The 22,683-nt window shown below is 70.5% G+C and carries 24 protein-coding genes; 5 read left to right on the top strand and 19 right to left on the bottom strand.

Going from position 1 to position 22,683, the window contains the following annotated elements:
• Nucleotides 1-61: 61 nt before the first annotated feature.
• The 15 genes from ACZ5CR_RS31750 to ACZ5CR_RS31680 all read right to left on the bottom strand — a co-directional run bounded on the left by ACZ5CR_RS31750 (nt 62) and on the right by ACZ5CR_RS31680 (nt 14,791).
• A complete protein-coding gene (locus ACZ5CR_RS31750) occupies nt 62-919 on the bottom strand; it encodes an SCO6745 family protein (RefSeq protein ID WP_468863764.1) in 858 nt (285 codons plus the stop codon).
• An 11-nt stretch (nt 920-930) separates the two neighbouring features.
• Nucleotides 931-1,710, bottom strand: coding sequence for a sirohydrochlorin chelatase (locus ACZ5CR_RS31745; protein ID WP_468863762.1), 780 nt, complete (start codon nt 1,708-1,710; stop codon nt 931-933).
• A 6-nt stretch (nt 1,711-1,716) separates the two neighbouring features.
• Entirely contained in the window at nt 1,717-2,634 is a 918-nt protein-coding gene (locus ACZ5CR_RS31740; protein ID WP_468863760.1) for an ABC transporter permease, read from the bottom strand.
• Nucleotides 2,621-3,412, bottom strand: a complete 792-nt coding sequence (locus ACZ5CR_RS31735) for an ABC transporter ATP-binding protein (RefSeq protein WP_468863758.1) — start codon at nt 3,410-3,412, stop codon at nt 2,621-2,623. The genes ACZ5CR_RS31740 and ACZ5CR_RS31735 overlap by 14 nt, the downstream gene beginning before the upstream one ends.
• Before the next feature lie 36 nt (nt 3,413-3,448).
• Nucleotides 3,449-4,579, bottom strand: a complete 1,131-nt coding sequence (locus ACZ5CR_RS31730; protein ID WP_468863756.1) for an ABC transporter substrate-binding protein — start codon at nt 4,577-4,579, stop codon at nt 3,449-3,451.
• 248 nt (nt 4,580-4,827) lie between these two features.
• Complete coding sequence (locus ACZ5CR_RS31725) at nt 4,828-6,201, bottom strand: sulfate adenylyltransferase subunit 1 (protein ID WP_468863753.1); 1,374 nt, start codon at nt 6,199-6,201, stop codon at nt 4,828-4,830.
• A 2-nt stretch (nt 6,202-6,203) separates the two neighbouring features.
• Nucleotides 6,204-7,142 (bottom strand): sulfate adenylyltransferase subunit CysD, encoded by a 939-nt coding sequence (gene cysD, locus ACZ5CR_RS31720; RefSeq protein ID WP_468863750.1) that lies wholly within the window; start codon nt 7,140-7,142, stop codon nt 6,204-6,206.
• Nucleotides 7,139-7,741, bottom strand: a complete 603-nt coding sequence (gene cysC, locus ACZ5CR_RS31715) for an adenylyl-sulfate kinase (protein ID WP_468863747.1) — start codon at nt 7,739-7,741, stop codon at nt 7,139-7,141. The genes cysD and cysC overlap by 4 nt, the downstream gene beginning before the upstream one ends.
• Nucleotides 7,741-8,454: a phosphoadenylyl-sulfate reductase gene (locus ACZ5CR_RS31710; protein WP_468863745.1), complete on the bottom strand. Its 714-nt coding sequence runs from the start codon at nt 8,452-8,454 to the stop codon at nt 7,741-7,743. The genes cysC and ACZ5CR_RS31710 overlap by 1 nt, the downstream gene beginning before the upstream one ends.
• A complete protein-coding gene (locus ACZ5CR_RS31705; protein ID WP_344518628.1) occupies nt 8,451-8,630 on the bottom strand; it encodes a hypothetical protein in 180 nt (59 codons plus the stop codon). The genes ACZ5CR_RS31710 and ACZ5CR_RS31705 overlap by 4 nt, the downstream gene beginning before the upstream one ends.
• Nucleotides 8,627-10,324 (bottom strand): nitrite/sulfite reductase, encoded by a 1,698-nt coding sequence (locus tag ACZ5CR_RS31700; RefSeq protein WP_468863741.1) that lies wholly within the window; start codon nt 10,322-10,324, stop codon nt 8,627-8,629. Before ACZ5CR_RS31700 ends, ACZ5CR_RS31705 begins: the two co-directional genes overlap by 4 nt.
• 116 nt (nt 10,325-10,440) lie before the next feature.
• Nucleotides 10,441-10,524, bottom strand: a complete 84-nt coding sequence (locus ACZ5CR_RS31695; RefSeq protein WP_323178717.1) for a putative leader peptide — start codon at nt 10,522-10,524, stop codon at nt 10,441-10,443.
• A 202-nt stretch (nt 10,525-10,726) separates the two neighbouring features.
• Nucleotides 10,727-11,287, bottom strand: a complete 561-nt coding sequence (locus tag ACZ5CR_RS31690) for a GNAT family N-acetyltransferase (RefSeq protein WP_468863739.1) — start codon at nt 11,285-11,287, stop codon at nt 10,727-10,729.
• 249 nt (nt 11,288-11,536) lie between these two features.
• Nucleotides 11,537-12,829: a GAF domain-containing protein gene (locus ACZ5CR_RS31685; protein WP_468863737.1), complete on the bottom strand. Its 1,293-nt coding sequence runs from the start codon at nt 12,827-12,829 to the stop codon at nt 11,537-11,539.
• A 315-nt stretch (nt 12,830-13,144) separates the two neighbouring features.
• The gene (locus ACZ5CR_RS31680; protein WP_468863734.1) at nt 13,145-14,791 is read right to left on the bottom strand and encodes an acyl-CoA dehydrogenase family protein; all 1,647 of its coding nucleotides are present in this window, start codon (nt 14,789-14,791) and stop codon (nt 13,145-13,147) included.
• A 17-nt stretch (nt 14,792-14,808) separates the two neighbouring features.
• Between ACZ5CR_RS31680 and ACZ5CR_RS31675 the strand changes: the two genes are divergently transcribed.
• Nucleotides 14,809-15,951 carry a YihY/virulence factor BrkB family protein gene (locus ACZ5CR_RS31675; protein ID WP_383282632.1) on the top strand — a complete coding sequence of 381 codons (1,143 nt, stop codon included), beginning with the start codon at nt 14,809-14,811 and terminating at the stop codon, nt 15,949-15,951.
• 95 nt (nt 15,952-16,046) lie between these two features.
• Here ACZ5CR_RS31675 and ACZ5CR_RS31670 read toward each other — a convergent pair whose 3' ends face one another.
• Complete coding sequence (locus ACZ5CR_RS31670; RefSeq protein ID WP_468863732.1) at nt 16,047-16,895, bottom strand: NmrA family NAD(P)-binding protein; 849 nt, start codon at nt 16,893-16,895, stop codon at nt 16,047-16,049.
• A gap of 81 nt (nt 16,896-16,976) precedes the next feature.
• On the opposite strand from ACZ5CR_RS31670, the gene ACZ5CR_RS31665 reads away from it, so the two are divergent.
• The gene (locus ACZ5CR_RS31665; protein ID WP_468863730.1) at nt 16,977-17,912 is read left to right on the top strand and encodes an AraC family transcriptional regulator; all 936 of its coding nucleotides are present in this window, start codon (nt 16,977-16,979) and stop codon (nt 17,910-17,912) included.
• A 77-nt stretch (nt 17,913-17,989) separates the two neighbouring features.
• Nucleotides 17,990-18,718: a DUF6597 domain-containing transcriptional factor gene (locus ACZ5CR_RS31660; protein ID WP_468863727.1), complete on the top strand. Its 729-nt coding sequence runs from the start codon at nt 17,990-17,992 to the stop codon at nt 18,716-18,718.
• Here the strand turns inward: ACZ5CR_RS31660 and ACZ5CR_RS31655 are convergent.
• Complete coding sequence (locus ACZ5CR_RS31655; RefSeq protein ID WP_468863725.1) at nt 18,690-19,118, bottom strand: VOC family protein; 429 nt, start codon at nt 19,116-19,118, stop codon at nt 18,690-18,692. The genes ACZ5CR_RS31660 and ACZ5CR_RS31655 overlap by 29 nt on opposite strands.
• A 155-nt stretch (nt 19,119-19,273) precedes the next feature.
• Here ACZ5CR_RS31655 and ACZ5CR_RS31650 point away from each other — a divergent pair, with 155 nt between their 5' ends.
• On the top strand, nt 19,274-19,942 hold the full coding sequence (locus ACZ5CR_RS31650; RefSeq protein ID WP_468863722.1) for a DUF4389 domain-containing protein: 669 nt from the start codon (nt 19,274-19,276) through the stop codon (nt 19,940-19,942).
• A 37-nt stretch (nt 19,943-19,979) separates the two neighbouring features.
• Entirely contained in the window at nt 19,980-20,402 is a 423-nt protein-coding gene (locus ACZ5CR_RS31645; protein ID WP_468863721.1) for an NUDIX hydrolase, read from the top strand.
• Nucleotides 20,403-20,449: 47 nt separating this feature from the next.
• Here ACZ5CR_RS31645 and ACZ5CR_RS31640 read toward each other — a convergent pair whose 3' ends face one another.
• Together ACZ5CR_RS31640 and ACZ5CR_RS31635 are read right to left on the bottom strand one after the other, a co-directional pair.
• Complete coding sequence (locus ACZ5CR_RS31640; RefSeq protein ID WP_468863864.1) at nt 20,450-21,220, bottom strand: hypothetical protein; 771 nt, start codon at nt 21,218-21,220, stop codon at nt 20,450-20,452.
• Nucleotides 21,221-21,261: 41 nt separating this feature from the next.
• Nucleotides 21,262-22,554: a hypothetical protein gene (locus tag ACZ5CR_RS31635; protein WP_468863718.1), complete on the bottom strand. Its 1,293-nt coding sequence runs from the start codon at nt 22,552-22,554 to the stop codon at nt 21,262-21,264.
• Between the last annotated feature and the right edge of the window lie 129 nt (nt 22,555-22,683).

The following is a 22,683-nucleotide window of genomic DNA, read 5'->3' as shown; positions in this document are numbered from 1 at the left end:
CTGCAACCGGATTGGCGCAGCCCGCTCAATCCGCTCGAAACACTCAACCCTCTCAACCCGCTCAGCCCGTGGGGCGCGGCAGTCCGATCGGGTTGGGGAAGGGGACGAGGTCCGCCGCGAGGATCTCCCGCACCGGATGTTCGAGGGCGGCCAGGAGTGTGTCCGCGTCCCGCGCGGCGAGCGGGCGCAGCAGACGGGCCGACAGACGGTCCGTCGCGTCCTCGATCGACTCCCGCTCCGTGCGGCCGTGTTCGGTGATGTGCCCGTCCCCGTCGAGGAGGCCGCGCCCGCGCAGCCGGTCCATCGCGTGCGCCCACTCCTGTTCGCCCCACCCCCGGTCGTGCCGGATGGTCTCCGGGTCCACACGGCCCGTGGCGGCGGCGAGCACCACCGCCTCGCACGCGTCGAGGCCGTGGTCGGCGAGTACGGAGACATGGGCGTCGCCCCTGAATTCGCGTACGCAGGTGACCAGTTGCCACAGCCGCTGCACCGGATCGGCCCGCTCGCTCACGTCACGGTTCGCCGCGAACAGCGGGCGGGACAGTGACGGCGCGTCCTCGACCATGGCAGCGAGGGGCGGACAGAGGGCGATGGCCTGGTCCTCGATGTCCGGCACGAGGGCGCGCAGGGCCCGCGCGGTGCAGGCCGCGCGCTCCTCCACTATCCGGCCGGGCGACACGTACTGCCAGGCGGAGGGGAGGGCCCGCTCCACCATGCCGGGGGCGAAGACGCCGAGCGAGGCCGTGGCAGGGCCCGCTTCGACCGGGCCCATGGGAGCCGTACGGGCCGCGAAGTAGCCCATCCAGAAGCCTTTGAGGCCAAGCGACCTGCCCAGATCGCGGCAGCGCTCCTCGAAGTAGATCACTGCGTGCAGGGGCTCGGTCCGCAGCCAGAGAGTGCGGGATCTGGTGAGGGTCATGACCCCACAAACTAAGCCAGCACGGGAACCCGCGCCATACGCCCGACCACACCGGACTCGGAACATGCCTCGTCGTAGCGCCGCACGAGCAGCCGCGCCAAACCGGGCGAGGGGCCGAGGACTTCGGCCGTGACGTCCGCGTCGGCGGCGCCCCGCGCGATGCGGTCCGGCAGGAAACCGGGCGCGATGACATAGGGCGCCACCGCCACCCTGCCCACACCCAGATCGCGCAGCTCCCGCACGGCGTCCTGCGTGCGGGGCAGAGATGCGGAGGCGAACGCAGGCCGCACGGCGCACCAACCGGTGTGCCGCCACTCCCGCGCGATTTCAGCGATCACTGCGATCGCCTCCGGGTCAGATGACCCCGCCGAGGCAAGAACGACCCCGGTCGAGGACTTGTCGGCGGGGGTGAGCCCCGCCTCGTAAAGGCGTTGGTCCAGCGCGGTCAGGAGCAGCGGCGAGGGGCCGAGCACTCCGGCCTGCCGGATGCGGAGCCGGGGCGGCGCCTGGCTCAGGGCCGCCGGGATGTCCGACTTCGCGTGGAACGCCCGGGTGAGGAGCAGGGGCAGTGCGATCACGTCGCGTATGCCCTCGGCGTCCAGGGACTGAAGGACCTCGGGGACCGAGGGCGAGTTGAAGTCGAGGAACCCCGTCTCCACCCGCAGCCCCGGCCGCTCCTCCCGCACCCGTCGCACCAGGGCGCGCACCGTCTCGGCATGCCGCGGATCGCGGCTGCCGTGGGCGATGACGAACAGGACGGGACGGACGGTGTGGACGGGACGGACGAACATGGTGCGTCAGCTCCTCACGAGGAGTCCGCGGCTGCGCAGGACGCGCCGCTCAAGGGGGCTGAATATCAGCAGGTCGATGGCGATGCCGACGATGAGGATGAGGAGGATCGCGAAGAACACCTGCGACATGCTGCTGTTCGTGCGGCCCGCCTCAAGGAGCTGGCCGAGCCCCATGCCCAGGTCGGGTGACTGCGCGATGATCTCCGCGGCCATGAGCGAGCGCCACGAGAACGCCCAGCCCTGCTTCAGGCCCGCCAGATAGCCGGGCAGCGCCGCCGGCATCACGATGTGCCAGGTGTGGCGCAGGCCCGTCGCCCCCAGGGTGCGGCCCGCCCGCAGGAAGAGCGGCGGCACTTGGTCGACGCCCGCGACCAGGCCGTTGGCGATCGAGGGGACCGCGCCGAGCAGGATCACCGCGTACATCATCTGGTCGTTGAGCCCGAGCCAGATCACGGCCGGCGGCACCCACGCCACCGACGGCAGCGACTGCAGACCGGACAGGATGGGACCGATCGCGGCCCTGATGAACCGCACCCGGGCCACGATCAGACCCAGCGGCGTACCGATCGCGAGCGCCATCAGGAAGCCGAGGAGACCGCGCGAAACGGAGGTCCAGATGTACTCCAGGAGCGTGCCCTGCAGCCAGGCGTCCTGCACCTCGTGCCAGACGTCGGCGGGCGGCGGCAGCTTGTAGGTGTCGGTGGTCTTCGTCCACACCAGGACCTGCCAGACGACCAGGACGAGCAGGACGGCGGTCATCGGCGGCAGGATCTTCTGGACGAAGGTCTGACGGAAGGGCGTGCGCCGGGTCTGGACCGCGTCCAGGGCGTCGAGGCCCGCCTCAAGACCGGCCAGGTCCTGGCTGCTCTCGCTCTTGGCCTTGTCGACATCGGCCTTGTCGACCGGAGTGTCAGTGCTGGCCATGTCGGCGGATCTCCCCACGCAGTTGTTCGGTGATCTCGACGGACAGTTCCGCGACCGCGGAGTCCTCGATGCGGCGCGGGTGGGGGATGTCCACCCGCCACTCGTGCGCCACCCGGCCCGGACGCGACGAGAGGAGCACGACGCGCTCGGCGAGGCGGACGGCCTCGCGCACGTTGTGCGTGACGAAGAGGACGGAGACGTTCGTCTCGCGCCAGATGCGGGTCAGTTCGTCGTGCAGGACGTCGCGCGTGATCGCGTCGAGCGCCGCGAACGGCTCGTCCATCAGCAGGATCTTGCTGTCCTGCGCGAGCGCGCGAGCGAGCGCCACACGCTGGCGCATGCCGCCGGACAGCTCGTGCACCCGCTTGCCGTACGCCCCTTGGAGCCGTACGAGGCCAAGGAGCTCCTCGGCCCGCTCGCGCCGCTCCGCCTTCGCGACGCCGCGCAGCTTCAGGGCGAGCTCGATGTTCTTGCCCGCGGTCAGCCACGGGAACAGCGCGTGCTCCTGGAACATCAGGGCCGGGCGGCCGTCGGTGGCGATGTCGCCCGCCGACGGCTTGTCGAGCCCGGCCACCAGATTGAGCAGCGTCGACTTGCCGCAGCCCGAGGCCCCCAGGAGCGTGACGAATTCGCCTTGAGCGACATCGAGCGTGATGTCGTCCAGGACGAGCTGCTGCCCGGCGGGTGTGGCGAAGGACTTCGAGACGTGCTCGATCCGGGCTGCGTGCGGGGCGGCCGTGATGTCGTCCGCCGCCTTGGCGAGCGTGGTCGTCGCCATGGTCGTCACCTCCTGGGAACTGGTCTGATTCCGGGGTTACTTGACGCCGAGACCGGCGTCGTCGACGGCGGACTTGCCCTCGGCCTTGAGGACCTTGTTCAGGGGCCTCAGGTCGTAGATGCCCTTGAGGTTCGGCTTGTCCAGGAGACCGGCCTTGACCGCGTGCTCCGCCTCGGTGTCGAGCGTGGCGGCCAGCGGGTCGTCCGTGGTCTGGATGGACTTCCACGCCGGGTCGATCACCTCGGGCGGCAGCTCCTTGCCGGACGCCTCCTTGAGCGACGCGTTGGCGGAGGCCTTCGCCTTCTCGGGGTTGTCCTTGATCCACTGGTTGGTCTTCACCGAACCGCGCAGGACGGCCTCGACGACCTTCGGGTGCTCCTTGAGGAACGACTGCGACACGATGATGTTCGTGATCACGAACTTCTTGTCCGGCCACAGGTCGGACTCGTCGAGGATGGCCTTGCCGCCCTCGGCGACCAGCTTCGACGCGGTCGGCTCGGGCACCCAGGCGCCGTCGACGGAGCCGGACTTGTAGGCGTCAGGGGTGATCTTGTTGTCGGTGCGGACCACCGAGACGTCGCCCTTGCCGCTCTCCGCGTCGACCTTCCAGCCCTTTTCCTTGATCCAGTTGAGGAAGGCCACGTCCTGGGTGTTGCCGAGCTGAGGCGTCGCGATCTTCTTGCCCTTGACGTCGTCCAGGGACTTGATCTTCTTGGGGTTGACCACCAGCTTCACGCCACCGGACGCCGAGCCGCCGATGATGCGCAGGTTCTTGCCCTGGGACTTGGTGTAGCCGTTGATCGAGGGCGACGGGCCGATCCAGCCGATGTCGATGGACTTCGAGTTCAGCGCCTCGATCTCCGACGGGCCCGCGTTGAACTGCGTGTACTTGGCCTTCGTCGCGCCCAGTTCCTTCTGGAACAGGCCCTCCTGGTCGCCGACCAGGGCGGTGGCGTGCGTGAGGTTCGGGAAGTACCCGATCTTCACCTCGTCCAGGCCCTCGATCTTCTTGGCGCCGGAAGCCACCTCCGCCTTGTCGTTCTCGTCCTTCGAGTCGGATCCGTAGCCGCAGGAGGTGAGCACTACGGCGAGCAGGGGCAGGGCGGTGACGGCGGCAAGGGCACGGCGGCCGCCGGTGGTACGTGGTGCGCGGAAGCTGGCAGGCACGGGAGGTGGTCCCCTCGTTGGCCCGGCTCTCACGCCCTCAGGGCGTGGCCGGGAGATCGGCAGGTTTTCGTCTTCGCAGGTCGGACTCGCGAGGGGTGTGGGCGCGCGAGCGGTGCGCGTGCCCCCTCCCCGCTGGAGGCGTCACGTCGCGACATCGCCCGACCCCGCCCTGTCCGCTGCCGAGGGCACCGCTGCCGACACGGCCGCCCTCCTTCGCGAAGGTCGAGAAATAGTCGGTCGAGATCATGTCAGAAGTCCCAACCCTCGTCGTCCGCGGCCTTCGTGGTCTCCTCGGCCGTCTCGGCGGTGGTGGCGAACGCGTCGCCCGCCATGCCCGCCGCGAGCGTCGTGCCGTCGGCCGGGTCGATCAGGAGGAAGGAGCCGGTGCGGCGCGAGGCGGCGTACGCGTCGACCGCGATCGGCTCGGCGGTGCGGATGACGACGCGGCCGATGTCGTTGGCGACCAGCTCTCCGGGTGCCGGGTGCTGGGAGAGGTCGTCCAGGGTGAGCCGCGAGGGGATGTCCTTGACGATCGCCTTGACCGTGCGGGTGGTGTGCTTGAGCAGCACCCGCTGACCGACGGCAAGGGCGGTGTCCGCGACATGGCAGACCGTCGCCGTGAGGTCCTGCGAGATCGGCGGCTGGTCGCCGCTCGGCACGATCAGGTCGCCGCGCGCGATGTCGATGTCGCTCTCCAGGAGCAGCGTCACGGACTGCGGCGTCCAGGCGACGTCCACCGGCTCGCCGAGCAGGTCGATGCCGGCGATCTTCGACGTCTTGCCCGAGGGCAGCACGGTCACGGACTCGCCGACCCGGAAGGTGCCCGCCGCGATCTGTCCCGCGTAGCCCCGGTAGTCGGGGTGCTCGGCGGTCTGCGGACGGATCACGTACTGGACGGGCAGGCGCGCGTGGCAGGAGGTCAGGTCGTGGCTGACCGGGACCGTCTCCAGGTGTTCGAGGACGGTGGGGCCGCCGTACCAGTCCATGTTCGACGACGGCTCGACGACATTGTCGCCGGCGAGCGCCGAGATCGGGATCGCGGTGATCTCCGGGACGCCCAACTCGCTCGCGTACGCGGTGAATTCCTCGGCGATCTTCGCGAAGACGGTCTCCTCGTACTCCACGAGGTCCATCTTGTTCACGGCGAGCACCACGTGCGGGACGCGCAGCAGCGCGGCGACGGCGGCGTGGCGGCGGGTCTGCTCGATGACGCCGTTGCGGGCGTCCACGAGGACCACGGCGAGGTCCGCCGTCGACGCGCCGGTGACCATGTTCCGGGTGTACTGCACGTGGCCCGGGGTGTCGGCGAGGATGAACCGGCGCCGGGGCGTCGCGAAGTACCGGTACGCCACGTCGATGGTGATGCCCTGCTCGCGCTCGGCCCGCAGGCCGTCGGTGAGCAGCGCCAGGTCGGGGGCCCCGGCACCGCGGCTGGCGGAGGCGCGCTCCACGGCTTCGAGCTGGTCGGTGAGGACCGACTTGGAGTCGTGCAGGAGCCGTCCCACGAGGGTGGACTTGCCGTCGTCGACGGACCCGGCGGTGGCGAACCGCAGCAGGGTGGTGGCCGACAGCTGCTCGTTGGAGAGCGGCTGCGCCTTGTCGGGTTCGGTGGTGCTGGTCATGTTTAGAAGTACCCCTCGCGCTTGCGGTCTTCCATCGCGGCCTCGGACATCTTGTCGTCGGCGCGGGTGGCGCCTCGCTCGGTCAGTCGCGAAGCGGCGATCTCGGTGATGACGGCGTCCAGCGTGGTGGCGTCGGAGTCGACGGCGCCGGTGCAGGACATGTCGCCGACCGTGCGGTAGCGCACGAGCCGCTTCTGAGTCGTCTCGCCGTCCTTGGGGCCGCCCCATTCACCGGCGGTCAGCCACATGCCGGAGCGCTGGAAGACGTCCCGTTCGTGCGCGAAGTAGATCTCGGGGAGCTCGATGCCCTCGCGGGCGATGTACTGCCAGACGTCCAGCTCGGTCCAGTTGGAGATCGGGAAGACGCGGACGTGTTCGCCGGGGGCGTGGCGGCCGTTGTAGAGCTGCCACAGCTCGGGGCGCTGGCGGCGCGGGTCCCACTGCGAGAACTCGTCCCGCAGGGAGAACACCCGCTCCTTCGCGCGGGCCTTCTCCTCGTCACGGCGCCCGCCGCCGAACACCGCGTCGAACTTCTCGCTCTGGATCTTCTCGGTGAGCGGGACGGTCTGCAGCGGGTTGCGGGTGCCGTCGGGGCGCTCGCGCAGCTTGCCCGCGTCGATGTACTCCTGCACGGAGGCGACGTGCAGACGGAGCCCGTGCTCGGCGACCACGCGGTCGCGGTACTCCAGGACCTCGGGGAAGTTGTGCCCGGTGTCGACGTGCAGGAGCGAGAAGGGGATCGCCGCGGGGGCGAAGGCCTTGAGCGCCAGGTGCAGCATGAGGATCGAGTCCTTGCCGCCGGAGAAAAGGATCACCGGCCGCTCGAACTCCCCCGCCACCTCGCGGAAGATGTGCACCGCCTCGGACTCCAGGGAGTCCAGGTGACTGAGCGCGTACGGGCTGTCGGTGCCCTCGCTCACGGTGGCCACGGTGGTCGTCATGCCAGACCCCTTTCGATGAGCAGCGCGCGCAAGGCCGCCGCGGACTCCTGCACGGTCTGGTCCTGGGACTCGATGCGCAGATCGGGTGACTCGGGCGCCTCGTAGGGGTCGTCGACCCCGGTGAGACCGGAGATCTCGCCGGCCGCCTGCTTGGCGTACAGACCCTTCACGTCGCGTACGGAGCAGACCTCGACCGGCGTGGCCACATGGACCTCCAGGTAGGGCGTGCCGCCCTTCTGGTGGCGTCCGCGCACCGCCTCACGGCTGTCCGCGAACGGCGCGATCACCGGCACCAGGACCTTCACGCCGTTACGGGCGAGCAGTTCGGCGACGAAGCCGATGCGCTGCACGTTGGTGTGCCGGTCCGCGCGGCTGAAGCCGAGGCCCGCCGAGAGGAACTCGCGGATCTCGTCGCCGTCGAGCACCTCCACCTGGTGGCCCTCACCGCGCAGCTTGTCCGCGAGTTCGTACGCGATGGTGGTCTTGCCCGCGCTGGGCAGCCCGGTGAGCCAGATGGTGGCTCCGGTGGTCACGTGCTTCTCCGATGCGTTCCGGGGACCGGTGGCCCGCTGAGGCCCGGTCTGCTGAGGCTCTGTCATCAATGGATCCCGCACTCGGTCTTGGCGTTGCCCGACCAGCGCCCGGCGCGGGCGTCCTCGCCCTCCAGGAGACGGCGGGTGCAGGGCGCGCAGCCCACGGAGCCGTAGCCGTCCATGAGGAGGGGGTTGGTGAGGACACCGTGCTCGTCGACGTAGGCGTCCACGTCGTCCTGCGTCCAGCGGGCGATCGGCGAGACCTTGACCTTCTGGCGCTTCTCGTCCCAGCCGACGACCGGGGTGTTGGCCCGGGTCGGGGACTCGTCGCGGCGCAGACCCGTCGCCCATGCGGCGTACGAGGTCAGGCCCTCCTCAAGGGGCTTGACCTTCCGCATGGCGCAGCACAGGTCGGGGTCGCGGTCGTGCAGCTTCGCGCCGAACTCGGCGTCCTGCTCGGCGACCGACTGCTTCGGCGTGAGCGTGATGACGTTGACGTCCATCACGGCGGCGACGGCGTCACGGGTGCCGATGGTCTCGGGGAAGTGGTAGCCGGTGTCGAGGAACACGACGTCCACGCCGGGGCGGGCCCGCGAGGCGAGATGGGCGACGACGGCGTCCTCCATGGAGGAGGTCACGCAGAAGCGCTCACCGAAGGTGTCCAGGGCCCACTGGAGGATCTCCAGGGCGGACGCGTCCTCCAGATCCCGCCCGGCCTGCTCGGCGAGAGCCTTCAACTCGTCGTTCGTACGCTGCTCCTGAGCCTGAACAGCCGTCATATCTCTTCCCCTCCACCGCTGTTGCGCTGAACTCCCTGGGCGAGCAGCCCGAGGAACTTCAACTGGAAGGCTCGATTGCACGCGGCGCATTCCCACGCGCCGTGACCGGTCTCGTTGGGGCGCAGGTCCTCGTCACCGCAGTAGGGGCAGTGGAAGGGGGCGGCTCGCTCGCTCACTTCAGTGCCTCCTCGCTGGCGCGGGCCACCCAGGTGGCGAAGCGCTCGTCGTCCGCGCGCTCGTCCTGGAACCGGGTCAGGACCCGCTCGACGTAGTCGGGCAGCTCGGCCGAAGTGACCTTCAGGCCACGGACCTTGCGGCCGAAACCGGCCTCAAGGCCGAGCGCGCCGCCCAGGTGCACCTGGAAGCCCTCGACCTGGTTGCCCTCGCCGTCCAGGACGAGCTGGCCCTTGAGGCCGATGTCTGCGACCTGGATACGGGCGCAGGCGTTCGGGCAGCCGTTGATGTTGATGGTGATCGGCTGGTCGAACTGCGGGATGCGGCGCTCCAGTTCATCGATGAGCGTGGAGCCGCGCACCTTGGTCTCGACGATCGCCAGCTTGCAGAACTCGATGCCGGTGCAGGCCATCGTGCCCCGCCGGAAGGGGGAGGGAGTGACCCGCAGATCCAGGGCCTCAAGCCCCGCCACGAGCGACTCGACCTGCGCCTCTTCCACGTCGAGCACGATCATCTTCTGCTCGGCGGTGGTCCGCAGGCGTCCAGAGCCGTGGGCGGCGGCGACATCGGCGATCTTCGTGAGCGTCGCGCCGTCCACGCGGCCGACGCGGGGGGCGAAGCCGACGTAGAAGCGGCCGTCCTTCTGCTTGTGGACGCCGAGGTGGTCGCGCCAGGTTCCGGCGGGCTGCTCGGGCGCGGGTCCGTCGATGAGCTCGCGCCCCAGGTACTCGTCCTGAAGGATCTGCCGGAACTTCTCGGGACCCCAGTCGGCGACGAGGAACTTCAACCGGGCACGGGTGCGCAGGCGCCGGTAGCCGTAGTCACGGAAGATGCCGATGACGCCGGTCCATACGTCCGGCACCTCCTCCAGCGGCACCCAGGCGCCGAGCCGCACCCCCAGCTTGGGGTTGGTGGAGAGGCCGCCGCCGACCCAGAGGTCGAAGCCGGGCCCGTGCTCGGGGTGGTCGACCCCGACGAAGGCGACGTCGTTGATCTCGTGCGCCACGTCGAGCTGAGGGGAACCGGAGATCGCCGTCTTGAACTTGCGCGGCAGGTTCGAGAACTCGGGGTTGCCGATGAAGCGGCGCTGGATCTCGTCGATGGCGGGGGAGCCGTCGATGATCTCGTTCTCGGCGACACCGGCGACGGGCGAGCCGAGGATGACGCGGGGAGTGTCACCGCAGGCCTCGGTGGTGGAGAGCCCGACGGCTTCGAGCCGCTCCCAGATCGCGGGAACGTCCTCGATGCGGATCCAGTGGTACTGGACGTTCTGCCGGTCCGTGAGATCGGCCGTGCCGCGCGCGAACTCCTGCGAGATCTCGCCGACGACGCGCAGCTGCTCGGTGGTGAGACGCCCGCCGTCGATGCGCACCCGCAGCATGAAGTACTCGTCGTCCAGCTCTTCCGGCTCCAGGACCGCGGTCTTGCCGCCGTCGATGCCCTGCCGACGCTGGGTGTAAAGACCCCACCAGCGCATACGCCCGCGAAGGTCGTTCGGGTCGATGGAATCGAAGCCGCGCTTGGAGTAGATCGTCTCAATGCGTGTCCGCACATTGAGACCGTCGTCGTCCTTCTTGAACTGTTCGTTGCCGTTCAACGGCGTGAAGTGGCCAACGGCCCACTGGCCCTCACCACGGTGACGGCTCGCCTTGCGCCGGGGCGCGGCAGTCGTGGGTTTTTCAGGGGTGGCAGCCATGGCTATACGTCCTTCAAGGCGGGCTGAGGGCTGGGCTGACCTGCACACTTCGCGCAGGAGGCGCGGCGGTGCGCTTTAGGGTGGTCAGGAAAGGGAAGTCGTCGGCGCTGGTGCTGTCAGCTCGCCGGACACATGGCGCTGGACATGCGGCAGAGATCGACGTGGCGTCGACTCACCAAGGCAATTCCAGTGCGATCCATGACGGAAGCGTGTCACGGGACTTTCGGCCCAGTCCACCATTATCCAAAATGTGGACGTGTCGGTCTCGCGATGCGAGATGGTGTGGCTTCGATCACTCAACCCTGGACCAATGATGGTGCCCTGAAGGGGCGCGGGGAACTGCGCGCCCAGCCACAACCGGACCCGCAGTCAAATATCGCACCCCCCCGCGCGGAGGCTGCGCTACGCCCCGGGCCAGGGTCCAGGCGTAGGTACGTCCCGCTCCTGCGAGACCTCCGTGTCGAACAGCTTGAAACCGCGCCGAAGGTAATTGCCCATCGCGTGCTCCCCGTCCTTGGAGCAGGTGTGCACCCACACCCGCTTGGTCGGGGGCAGCTCCGGCCACCGCTCCGCCAGGTCCCAGGCCCGCCGCACCCCGTACGAGAGCAGATGCCCACCGATCCGCCGCCCCCGGAAGGCCGGGATGAGCCCGAAGTACACGACCTCGACGTCACCGTCATCCCGCGCCGCCAGCTCCACATACCCGGCGGGCGTCCCCTTGTCGTACGCGACCCAGGTCTCGACGCCGGGCTTCGTCAGATGCTCCTGCCACTGCGCGTACGTCAGGGAGAGCCGGTCGATCCAGCGGATGTCGCCGCCGACGGAGGCGTAGAGGAAGCGGCTGAACTCGGGGGAGGGGATCTCGGCCCGGACGATCGTGACGTCGCCGTCGGGAGCGGCGGCCGGCTGTAGATCGCTGGGAGCGGTCTGCTCCAGGGACCACGTGGTGACAGTGAGGCTCATGCCGGTCAGAGAATCACGGGGCGGGGGTACCGGCCAAGGCGGGTACCCCGAGCCCCCCCCCAAGCCCCCGGGCCTCAGCGGCGCGCCGGCCGCACCACCAGGTCGAAGGCGGTTCCGTGAGCCGGGGTGCAGATGGGGATCGGGAGGCCGCCCGCGATGGTGACGCGTCACGCGAGGGCGGTGGCGTAGCGGCACGCGAAGCTTTCGAAGCCTTCGCGACGGCACTCCGGCACTCCGGCACTCCGGCACTCAAGGCTCCGCCACTCTCCGTGCCTCCCGCACCGCGGGCGCCGTCGAATGCGGCAGCAGGTTCGCCGGGTGCTCGGGCAGGATCACCTCCACGTCCACGTCCTCGGGGAAGCGGTAGGGGCGGTGGGCCAGGAGGCCGCCCAAGTAGCGGCGGACCCGGGAGAGTTCGGCGCGGACCGTCACCGTGCGCGCCGGGTCGCCGAACATGTCCTCGGCGAGGCCCGAAGCGCTGCGGCCCTCGCGGTGGGCGCTGAGGAGATAGAGCAGTTCGGCGTGGCGCGGGCTCAGTTCATGGGTCCAGCCGCCCGCGCCACCGCCCTCCACGGTGACCGACCAGCGGCGCAGCCCGCTCACGTCCAGGATGACGCGGGTCGCGGCCAGGGGCTGCGGATCCTCGTCCACCCGCAGCAGCCAGCCGCCGGGCAGCGGCTCCACCGCGCAGGTGCCGAGCGAGGGCAGCCACGTACGGCCCGCCGCCATGGATTTGGGCAGGGAGAGCCGGTCCGTGTGCGGCATTCCCGTGACCGCCGCGGTCCACCCGCGGGAGTCCACCGCGACGGCACGCCCGTCCAGGCGGGCGAGGACCGGCGCCGCCACCGAACGCAGCCGGTCGAGCGCCGTCACGTGGTTCTCCCGCAGCCTGGCCTCGGCGAGCTTCGCCACCGCGTCGACCAGGGCGAGCGTCGCCGGATGCATCGTGTTCAGCGGGCCGCTGATGTCGACCACACCGAGGAGGCGGCCGTCACGGGGATCGACGATGGGCGAGCCCATGCAGGTCCACGCGTGGTGCGTCTCCACGAAGTGCTCGGCGGAGAACACATGTACGGGCCGACGTACGACGAGCGGTGTCCCTATCCCGTTCGTGCCGACGACGCCCTCGCTCCAGTCCGCGCCCAGTTCGAAACCGAGCGAGTCCGCCTTGCGCAGCACCGTGGAGTGGCCCTCGCGCCACAGGACCCGGCCGTCGGCGTCGCAGACGACCATGATGTGGTGCGCCGCGTCCGCCACCGAGACGAGCGCGTCGCGCAGCACCGGCATGATCTCGACCAGCGGCGATGTACGGCGGCGCTCCTCCAGCTCCTCGACGCCGAGCAGCCGTGAACGGAAGTCGCGGTCCGGATCGACCCCGCCGAGCAGCATGCGCTCCCAGGACTCCTCGATCACCGGACGGGGCAACACGCGCGGCCGCCGCCCGGCGAGCGTCGCGTGACGGACGCTCGCGAGCAGTCGCGCGGCCTGTGTGCAGTCCATGGTCGAGATCCTCGCGAGGTCGAGCGTCGAAGTCGCTTCCATCACTGGGTCCTTCCCGAGCAGAGCCAGTGCGTCGGGGGCATCCGCCCATCGTGCCCCTTCGGCGCCCGCAAAGGTGTCGATTCAGTGATGAACCGACGTAGTTCAGTGAGAGTGACCAGCCGCAGCCGCAGCCGCCGACTTGCAACCGTCTGCAACCCTCGCGAACAGGCATGCGGCGGCCGAAGCTGATGCCGACGCCGTTCACGCGGCGTCGACGCTCCTCATCGGGGCTTGAGGCGGGGGTGACGCCGTGTCGGCGCGGCATCACCCCCGCTGCTCCATCCCGCCTACTCCCTCCCGCCTGCTGCGTCCCACCTACTGGGTCCCGTCGCCGCCGGGCGCCGCCCGCTCCACCACGGCGGCCAGGTCGAGCGTGTGCGGCAGCGTCCCGAACGCCGAGCCCCAGTCCCCGCCGAGCCGCGAGGCACAGAACGCGTCGGCGACCTCCGCGGGCGCGTACCGCACGAGCAGCGAACCCTGGAGCACCAGCGCCATCCGCTCCACGAGCCGACGGGCCCGCGCCTCGATGCCGTCCAGGTCGGCCAGTTCGGTGAGCAGCGCCTTGATCGCGCCGTCCAGGCGGTGATCGGCGCCGCGCGCGCTGCCGACCTCCTGGAGGAAGGCGTTCAGCGCCTGCGGCTCCCGCTGCAACGCACGCAGCACATCAAGGGCCTGTACGTTCCCCGAGCCCTCCCAGATCGAGTTGAGCGGCGACTCGCGAAGCAGCCGCGGCATCCCCGACTCCTCGACGTATCCATTGCCGCCGAGGACTTCGAGGGCCTCCACCACGAGCGGCGTGCAGCGCTTGGTCACCCAGTACTTCGCGGCCGGCACGGCGATCCGCAGGAACGCCCGCTCCTGCTCGCTCCCGTCGTCGTACGCGGCCGCGAGCCGCAGCGCGAGCGTCGTGGCCGCCTCCGACTCCAGGGCCAGATCCGCCAGTACGTTGCGCATGAGGGGCTTGTCGATGAGCTTGCCGCCGAACGCCTCGCGGTACGTGGCGTGGTGCACCGCCTGTGCCACGGCCTGCCGCATGAGCGCCGCCGAGCCCACGACGCAGTCGAGTCGCGTGGCCGCCACCATGTCGATGATGGTGCGCACTCCGCGCCCCTCGTCGCCGACCCGGCGCGCCCATGTCCCGTCGAACTCGACTTCGCTGGACGCATTCGACTTATTTCCCAGTTTGTCCTTCAGGCGCTGAATGGCGAAGGCATTACGGGTGCCGTCATCCAGCACGCGCGGCACAAGAAAGCAGGTAAGTCCCGCATCGGTCTGCCCGAGCACGAGAAAGCCGTCGGACATAGGTGCGGAACAGAACCACTTGTGCCCCGTGAGTTCATAGGCGCCCTCTTCCGCGAGAGCACGCGCACGTGTCGTATTCGCGCGCACATCGCTTCCGCCCTGTTTCTCCGTCATGCCCATCCCGAAGAGCACTCCGGCCTTCTGGGACGCGGGCCTGAGCCCTTCGTCGTAGACCGGAGAAGTGAGCCGCGGCTCCCACTCGGCGGCGAGCGCGGGATCGGCCCGCAGCGCGGGCACCGCCGCGTGCGTCATCGACACCGGACAGCCGTGCCCCGCCTCGACCTGCGACCACACCAGGAACCCGGCCGCGCGCCGCAGATGGCCCCCGGGCCGCGACCAGGCGGCGGTCAGCCCCGACGCCACCGCCTTGCCGAGCAGTCGGTGCCACGCCGGATGGAAGGCGACTTCGTCCACGCGATTCCCATAGCGGTCATGGGTGTGCAGAACGGGCGGATTCTCATTGGCCAGAAACCCCCATTCCCGTGCCTGGGCCGAACCCGCGGTGCGCCCGAGTTCCGAGAGTTGCTCGCGCGCGGTACTGAGAAGCGTGGGATCGAGATGCCGCTCGACTCCCTCGGTGAGGGCGCGGTCCGACGTAAAGACGTCATATCCCACCAGGGGCGGAGCCTGGTTGGTCACTGTGTGGGTGCTGGCTGCCATGCCGCTACGGTAAGGAGGTGCACCAGGCAAAAGAAACACCCGGGAGGCCGAAGGGCCGCTGGAACCGGGCCCGCGCTCTCTACAGCAACGTCTCCAAGCGCAGGACTGCCTGGCTGCTGCTCAAGGACACGGTCAACTCATGCGTGGAATACCGGATCCTGGGTCTCGCGGCCGAGGCGGCGTTCTTCACCCTGCTTTCCGTGCCGCCGCTGCTCCTGAGCCTGATCGGTCTGCTCGCGTACGTGGACCGGTGGACCGGCGCGAACACCATCGCCAGCGTCGAGAACAACATCCTCGAAGCGTCCCGCACCGTCCTCTCCGACAAGGGCGTCAGCCAGATCGCGCAGCCGATACTGGAGGACGTCATGCGGGTCGGCAGGCCCGACGTCATCTCGATCGGTTTCCTGTTCGCCCTCTGGTCGGGCTCGCGCGCCGTGAACGTCTTCATCGACACGATCACGGTCATGTACGGCCTGGACGGCGCGCGCGGCATCGTGAAGACCCGGCTGCTCGCGTTCGGCCTGTTCATCGTGGCGCTGCTGATCGGTTCGGTGGCGCTGCCGCTGATGGTGGCGGGGCCTGACGCCGTGGTGAAGCTGGTGCCCGGCTCCACGACGGTGGTGCAGGTCCTGTACTGGCCGGTGGTGACGCTGCTTTCGGTGGTGTTCCTGACGACCCTCTACCACGTGTCCGTGCCGGTGCGGTCGCCCTGGGTGGAGGACATGCCCGGTGCGCTCGTCGCCCTCGGGATGTGGGTCCTTGGGAGCTTCCTGCTGCGGATCTACCTGACGAGCACGGTCGAAGGGCCGACGATCTACGGCTCGTTGGCGGCGCCGGTCGCGGTGCTGCTGTGGATAGGGGTATCGGCGTTCGCGGTCCTTGTGGGGGCCGCGGTGAACGCCGCGATCGACCGGGTGTGGCCGTCTGTCGCCACGGCTGCCGCGCGAGCGGCCAATGACCGGATACGGGAGGCGCGTGCGGTGGAGGTGGTGGCCCGCGCCGCCGCCGCGCGGGAGGCTTCCACGGACCCCGACGACCAGGACATGCCGTCCGAGTTCCCCGAGCGGTGGTCGCGGTTCCTGCCTCCGGACGACGTCTCCTCGCGGCTGCGGACGCATGTGAAGAAGCCTGGGGGGAACGGGGAGACGCCGCCGGAGTAGGGGCCCGGACGGGCTGGAATTCCAGCCCGTCCGGGCGATTGAGGACGAACTCGGCGAAGCCGGTGATTGACGGCGCGCAAGGCTTTGGAGCCAGTTCACCCCTTCCAGACGCCCGCCTCCGCCTGCTCCCGGGCGAACTCACCGAAGTCCCGAGGGGCCCGCCCGAGAACCTCCCGCACTCCCTCGGAGAGATACGCGTTGCGCCCGTCCAGATTCGTCTCGAAGAGTTCGATCAGGAACTCCGCCTCCTCGGCCGGCACCCCGTACTCCGCGAGCGCACCCCCGTACTCCCGAGCGGAAACGGGAACGTACCGGATCTCCCGCCCCGCAGCCGCCGAGACCTCGGCCACCGCACCGCGGAACGAGAGCAGCCGCGGCCCCGAGATCTCCACGACCCGCCCCGCGTAGCCCGAGCCAGGGCGCAGCACCGCCACCACCACATCCGCGATGTCCCGCGCGTCGATGAACGGTTCGAGCACTTCCCCGGCGGGGAACACCAGTTCCCCGGCCCGCATGCCATCGAGGAGCGGCCCCTCGCTCAGGTTCTGGGCGAACCAACTCGCCCGTACGACAGTCCACTGAGCCCCGGACTCCCGCACCGCCCGCTCGGCGGGCTCCGCCTGGTCCTCGCCGCGCGCGGACAGCAGCACAAGGTGCCGCACCCCCAGCTCCACCGCCCGCCGGGCCAGCGCCCCCACCGCCTCGCCCGCACCGGGCGCGCCGACGTCCGGCATGTACGCGAGGTACGCCGCGTCCGCGCCCCGCAGCGCGTCCTCCCAGGTCGAGGGGTCGTACCAGTCGAACTTCACCGCCCCCGACCGCGAAGCGGCCCGCACCGTGAATCCCGCCGCCTCCGCGGCCTGCGCGACCCGGCGTCCTGCCTTGCCGGAAGCGCCCGTGACCAGCAGGGTCATCGTCTGCGTCTGCGACGCGTTCTTCGTCATGCGTCCCAGTCAACTGCCGCCCGCCACAAGGAACCATCCGTCAGCGACTCACCCCCATACGCGTGCGTCTACGCTTCCGGCATGGACGTACTCGCAGGCTTGCTGGAGGGCCCGCGCGCGCGAGGAGCCTTCATGATCCGCGCGTGTTTCGACCCGCCCTGGTCCGTCCGTATCGCGGACGAAGCGCCCCTCTCGGTCATGATCATGGTGCGCGGCACCGCCTGGATCGAGCCCGACGACGCCGAACCCCAGCTGATCCGTCCCGGAGACGTCGCCGTCGCGCGCGGCCCCGACCACTACACCGTCGCCGACGAGAAGGACACGCCGCCCCGCGCCGAGATCCAGCCCGGCCAGCGCTGCGTACCCCTCGGCGGCACGCCGATCGGGCAGTACCAGGACCTCGGGCTGCGCACCTGGGGCGAGTCGCTCGACGGCGCCGCCGAGCTGCTGATCGGCACCTATCCGGCGCGCGGCGAGATCACCGGACGGCTCCTGGACGCGCTGCCCCCGCTCCTCGTGCTGCCCACCGAGGTGTGGGACTGCCCGCTCACCCCGCTGCTCGCCGACGAGTTGGCCAGGGACGAGCCGGGGCAGGACGTGGTGCTCGACCGGCTGCTCGATCTGCTGATGATCGCCGCGCTGCGGGCCTGGTTCTCCAGGCCGGAGGCGGAGGCGCCCGCCTGGTACCGGGCGATGGGGGACCCGATCGTCGGGCAGGCGATCCGGCTGCTCCAGGACGACCCCGCCCACCCCTGGACGATCGCCGCGCTCGCCGCGAAGGCCGGGGTCTCGCGGGCCGCGCTCGCCCGGCGGTTCACCGAGCTCGTGGGCGAGCCGCCGATGGCGTACCTGACGGGCTGGCGGCTCGCGCTCGCCGCCGACCTGCTGCGGGACGGCGAGCAGACGATCGCCGCGATCGCACGGCGCGTCGGGTACGGCAGCGCGTTCGCCCTGTCCAGCGCCTTCAAGCGGGTGTACGGGGTCAGCCCGCAGGAGCACCGCTCACGGGCCGCGTAGCCCTGAGCGGTGTCACTGAGCGGTGCCACTGAGGGGTGCCACTGAGGGGTGTCACCGAGCGGCGTAACCTTGAAGGCGTGTCGTCCGAGACCGTCGAGTACGCGGAGCGGCCGTCCCGTGTCGCGGGCGCGGTCCTGTGGACCCGCACCAGCGGTGGTCAGGCCGACGCCGCCCACCCCGTCCTTCCTGACGGCTGCATGGATCTGCTGTGGGCCGACGGCACGCTCTTGGTGGCCGGGCCCGACACCCGCGCACACCGGCCCGAAGCGAAAGCGGCCGCCCGGTACGTGGGCATCCGTTTCTACCCCGGCACCGCCCCCGCCTTCCTCGGCGTGCCCGCGCACGAACTCCGCGACCGGCGTGTCGACCTCGCCGACCTGTGGCCCTCCGCCGACGCCCGTCGCCTGACCGAGCGCATGGACGCGGCGCGCGATCCGGCCGCCGTCCTGGAGTCCGTAGCCCTGGAGCGCGCGGTCGGGACGGAGCCGCCCGACCCGTTGCTCGCCCATGTCGTGAAGGCGCTGGACGCGGGGCGGTCCGTCGCGGCGACCGCCGAGGAGGTCGGCGTCAACGCCCGCCTCCTGCACCGGCGTTCACTCGCGGCGTTCGGCTACGGGCCCAAGACACTTGCCCGTGTCCTGCGGCTCCAGCGCGCGCTCGCCCTGGCCAGAGGGGGCCTGACGTACGCGGAGACGGCGGCCGTGGCCGGTTTCGCCGACCAGGCCCATCTGGCGCGCGACGTCAAGGAGTTGGCGGGCATGCCGCTGGGGGAGCTGCTCAGCCCGCGGCCGGTCCGGACGGCGTAGAGAGCGGCGCGAACAGGTCGACGCCGTTCCCGTCCGGGTCGAGGACGGAGGCGTACCGCTGGCCCCAGAAGGCGTCCCACGGCTTGAGTTCACCGTGATATCCGGCGTCGACCAGCTCGTCGTACGCCGTGTCGACGCCCGCCGGGGTCGCGCAGTGGAACGCGAGACCGATGCGGCCCGCGCCCCGCGGCGGCTCCCAGTTCTCGGTGAAGGAGCGAATGGTCTCCTCCGTGTCGAACGCGATGCGCAGACCGCCGGGGAGCGTCGCCTCGACATGCGGCTGGTCCTCGGAACCCTCGGGAAACTCCAGGCCGAGGCGGCGGTAGAAGGCGAGCGTCGCGGCCATGTCGGAGACGACGATGCCGATCAGGTCGAAGCGGGGTGTGATGTCCGTGTTCATGCCTCGCAGCGTAGGCAGCCGCTCCCCGCCCGTCTTGAAGAAAACGGACGCCGTGCCAAACGGACGCCGCGCCACTCCTTGCCGCCGACCCCGCATGGTCGTACATGTGAGCAGGAAGGCACGTACGTGCACGTGGACGAGGAGAGTTGGCCGCCATGTCCGCCATGCCCACGCCGACCACGCTCGGCAAGGACCCGATCGGTCCGGTCGGTCCGGTCCGCCTCGAGACGCAGTACGACGCCGGTCTTTCCCGCTGGCTCTGGCTGGTGAAGTGGCTGCTCGTGCTCCCGCACTACATCGTTCTGCTCTTCCTGTGGATCGGCTTCCTGCTCGTCACCGTCGTCGCCTTCTTCGCCGTCCTGTTCACCGGCAGCTATCCGCGAGTCCTCTTCGACTACAACGTCGGTGTGCTGCGCTGGAGCTGGCGTGTCGAGTACTACGCGTACGGATCCCTCGGCACCGACCGCTATCCGCCCTTCGCCCTGGGCGACGTCGCCGACTACCCGGCCCACCTGGACATCGACTACCCCGAGCACCTCTCCAGGGGACTCGTCCTCGTCAAGGGCTGGCTCCTTGTCGTTCCGCAGCTCATCGTGGTCGCCCTGCTGGTGGGCGGCTACCGCTTCAGCGTCGGCCTCGCCGGGCTCCTCGCCTTCTACGCGGGCGTGTCGCTGCTGTTCACCGGCCGCTACCCCCGTGGGATGTACGACCTGAACATCGGTCTGCACCGCTGGGTGGCGCGCGTCCTGGCCTATGGCCTGCTGCTCACGGACGTCTATCCGCCCTACCGCCTCGATCAGGGAGAGCTGGAGCCCCTCGGGTGACTGTCCCGGTCCGCGAATCCTCGCTACGGTGGATGCCATGGACTTGCCGAGCGTGCCGAGCGACAACCGACTCGCGGCTGCTGTAGTGGCGCACCAGGGGCGTGTGCTGCTGGTGCGGCGCAGCGAGACCGAGCGGTTCCTGCCACGCGTGTGGGGCGTCCCCTGCGGAAAGCTGGAGCCGGGCGAGAGCCCGCTGGACGGCGTGCTGCGGGAGCTGAAAGAGGAGACCGGGCTGCTCGGCGAGGTGCTCCGCAAGGTCGGTGAATCGTCCTTCGTCAGTCAGTACCGCGGGCACGAGGTCAAGAACTGGCAGGACAACTTCCTGGTCAGACCGCTGAGTTTCGAGGTGTCTCTGCCGCTCCCCGACCAGGAGCACCGGTGGCTCGCCCCGGCCGACCTCGGCACGGTCGAGATCGACGACTACAACCTGGACATCGTGCGGCAGGCGTTCACCGGCTGATCAGTTCCACCGGCCGACCAGCTTCACCGGTTGACGGCTGACCGGTCTCACCGGCTGATCAGTTCCGCCAGCGCCTCCAGCTCCGCCAGATACTCGTCCACCTCCATCGGCCGCTTGGCGACCGCCTCCGCGCGCCTTCCGGCCTCCGCGCCCGCGTCCGCGAACACATCCGCGAACACGTCCGTGTAACGGCGCCGCCCCGCCCCCGTCTCCAGGAACAGGGTCACCGCCGTCCCCTCCGACGCGCACCACGCGCGGTGCAGGGCGTGCGACGGCAGGCCGTAACCGCTGCCCGCCGCGTACTCCGCCGTCTGCGTGAGCCGCAGCCGCGCAGGGCCGGCGGGCTCAAGGAGCCAGTGGCCCTCAACGTCCGACAGGGACTCCCGGTACGAGGACGCCGCGAGACCGCTCTCACCGGAGTCGGACTCCACCGGCTCGCGCGAGGGTTCGTACAGCTCCATGCCGAGTGTCCCCCGCACCACGTAAGAGGCGAGCGCCGAACGGTGGTTGTGGATGTCCTCGCGGCCCGCCGAGCGCGGGCCGGGGTGCCAGACGTGGGCGCGCAGCTTGTGCCGCGGGCCGCCGTCGATCAGGAGCAGCTTGTCGAAACCGAGGACATGGCGGTACGAGAGGAGCGCGCACTCCGAAGGGGCGCCGCCGCTCGCCGCCAGTTCGCCCACCAGGCCCAAGAGGCGCCCGGGGGAGCCGAGTTCGGCGACGACCGCGCGCGCCGCTCGCACCAGTCGCTCCTCCGGCAGCGCCGCGTCCAGGGCCCCTTCGAGCAGACGCCGGGCCCTTTCGACGTGCCGACCACCCATGCGGTCACTCTTCCCCTCGGTCGCGAGCGCGCCGCCGGGGATCATCCGCCCGGCTGATACATCCATACGGCATGGGCTCGCAGCGCCGAAAGCCCTTGATAGGTCATCCACATCGGGCGGCCGAGATCGTACCCGTCCCAGTTCCAGATCCCGGCGTCCTGCTGGCGCCACACCGCGCCGACCGCCCCCGCCACCAGCGCGTGCCACGCGTCCTCGCGGCCCTCCTCCGAAGCGATCTCCCAGGCGCTCGTCGTGAGCAGCGCGCGCATCATCCAGGCGGCGGTGAAGTGCCGTACGGAGAGCACCTCCTGGCGCCAGGAGTCGACGGGGTGCGGGCGGCGCACCTCCTCCTGGGTGTTGCGCAGATCGGTGCAGTCCCCGTGCTCGGGCGCCGGGCAGGCGAGCAGCCAGCGGATGCCGTCCTCGCGGGCCGCGCGGGTGTTGCTGTCCTCGCCGAGCACGCGGGCGGCGCGGTCCAGGGCGACGACCGCCTGCGCGGTGTGCACCGCGGACGGCCGCGTGACCCGGGCGCGCAGGGCCGGGCCCCAGCAGCGCCGGTGCTCACGCAGGGGATCCGTCACCGTCCGGTCGACCAGCTCGGCCCGGAGGCGTGCGAGGTCGGGGGAGCCCGGCGCCGCGCGCAGCAGGCCACGCAGCATGGTCGTCACGACGTGGGTCCTGCCGAGCCCGGACGGCTCGATCTCCTCGGTGAAACGCGCCACGCACTGCGCCGCCTCCTCCGCGAGCCGTCCCGGGTCCGCGCCCGCCCGCGCGAGCGCCCCGAGAACCAGGGCTGTCACCTCGGGGCGCGGCGTCGAGCCCTGCGAGCGTGCGGCCCAGCCGCCGTCGGCCAGGCGCAGCCGCCACAGGGTCTCTACCAGTTCCGATGCGCGCAACCTGCCGTCGGGCACGCCGAGTTCGAGCAGGATGTGAAGGCCGTACGCCGTGCCGGTCGGAGTGGGCCGCACCGGTTGCGTCTGCTCGTCGAGTGCGTGCGCCCAGCCGGTGAGGCGGCCGCTCTCCGGGGCGTCGACGGTGGCGAGTTCGGCGATGAGCGTGGCATGGGTGGCGGCGGCGAGCTGCGGGAAGGGGCCGGGGGCGGGAGCTGCCCGCGGTGCCATCGGAGCCGGTAGCCGGGTGCGGTCGTCCGCGTCCGCTCTGGTCCGGATCAGCGCGGCGGCGAGCCAGGCGGCGACACCCGTGCCGATGCCGCTGACCGCCGCGATGCCGTAGCGGGCGGTGTCGCCGGAGATCGAGTCCGGCAACACGCCCACCAGGGACTGGAACACCGCGAAGGCCGCCGCCGCGCAGCCGAAGCCCCCGATCCACCCCACGAACCTGCCGGGACGTGCGTCACCCGACGGGGGAGGAGGGGTGGCCGGCGGCCTCAACGGGCTGCGACGGAGCCGCGGTTGTGACACGGGGTGCTCCCTCCCCCCAGGGTGGCACGTGGTTCGACGGTG

It is taken from the genome of Streptomyces sp. NPDC031274, assembly GCF_055570235.1.
Note: the sequence above shows the minus strand (reverse complement) of the source record. Positions and strands in the feature narration are given on the sequence as shown.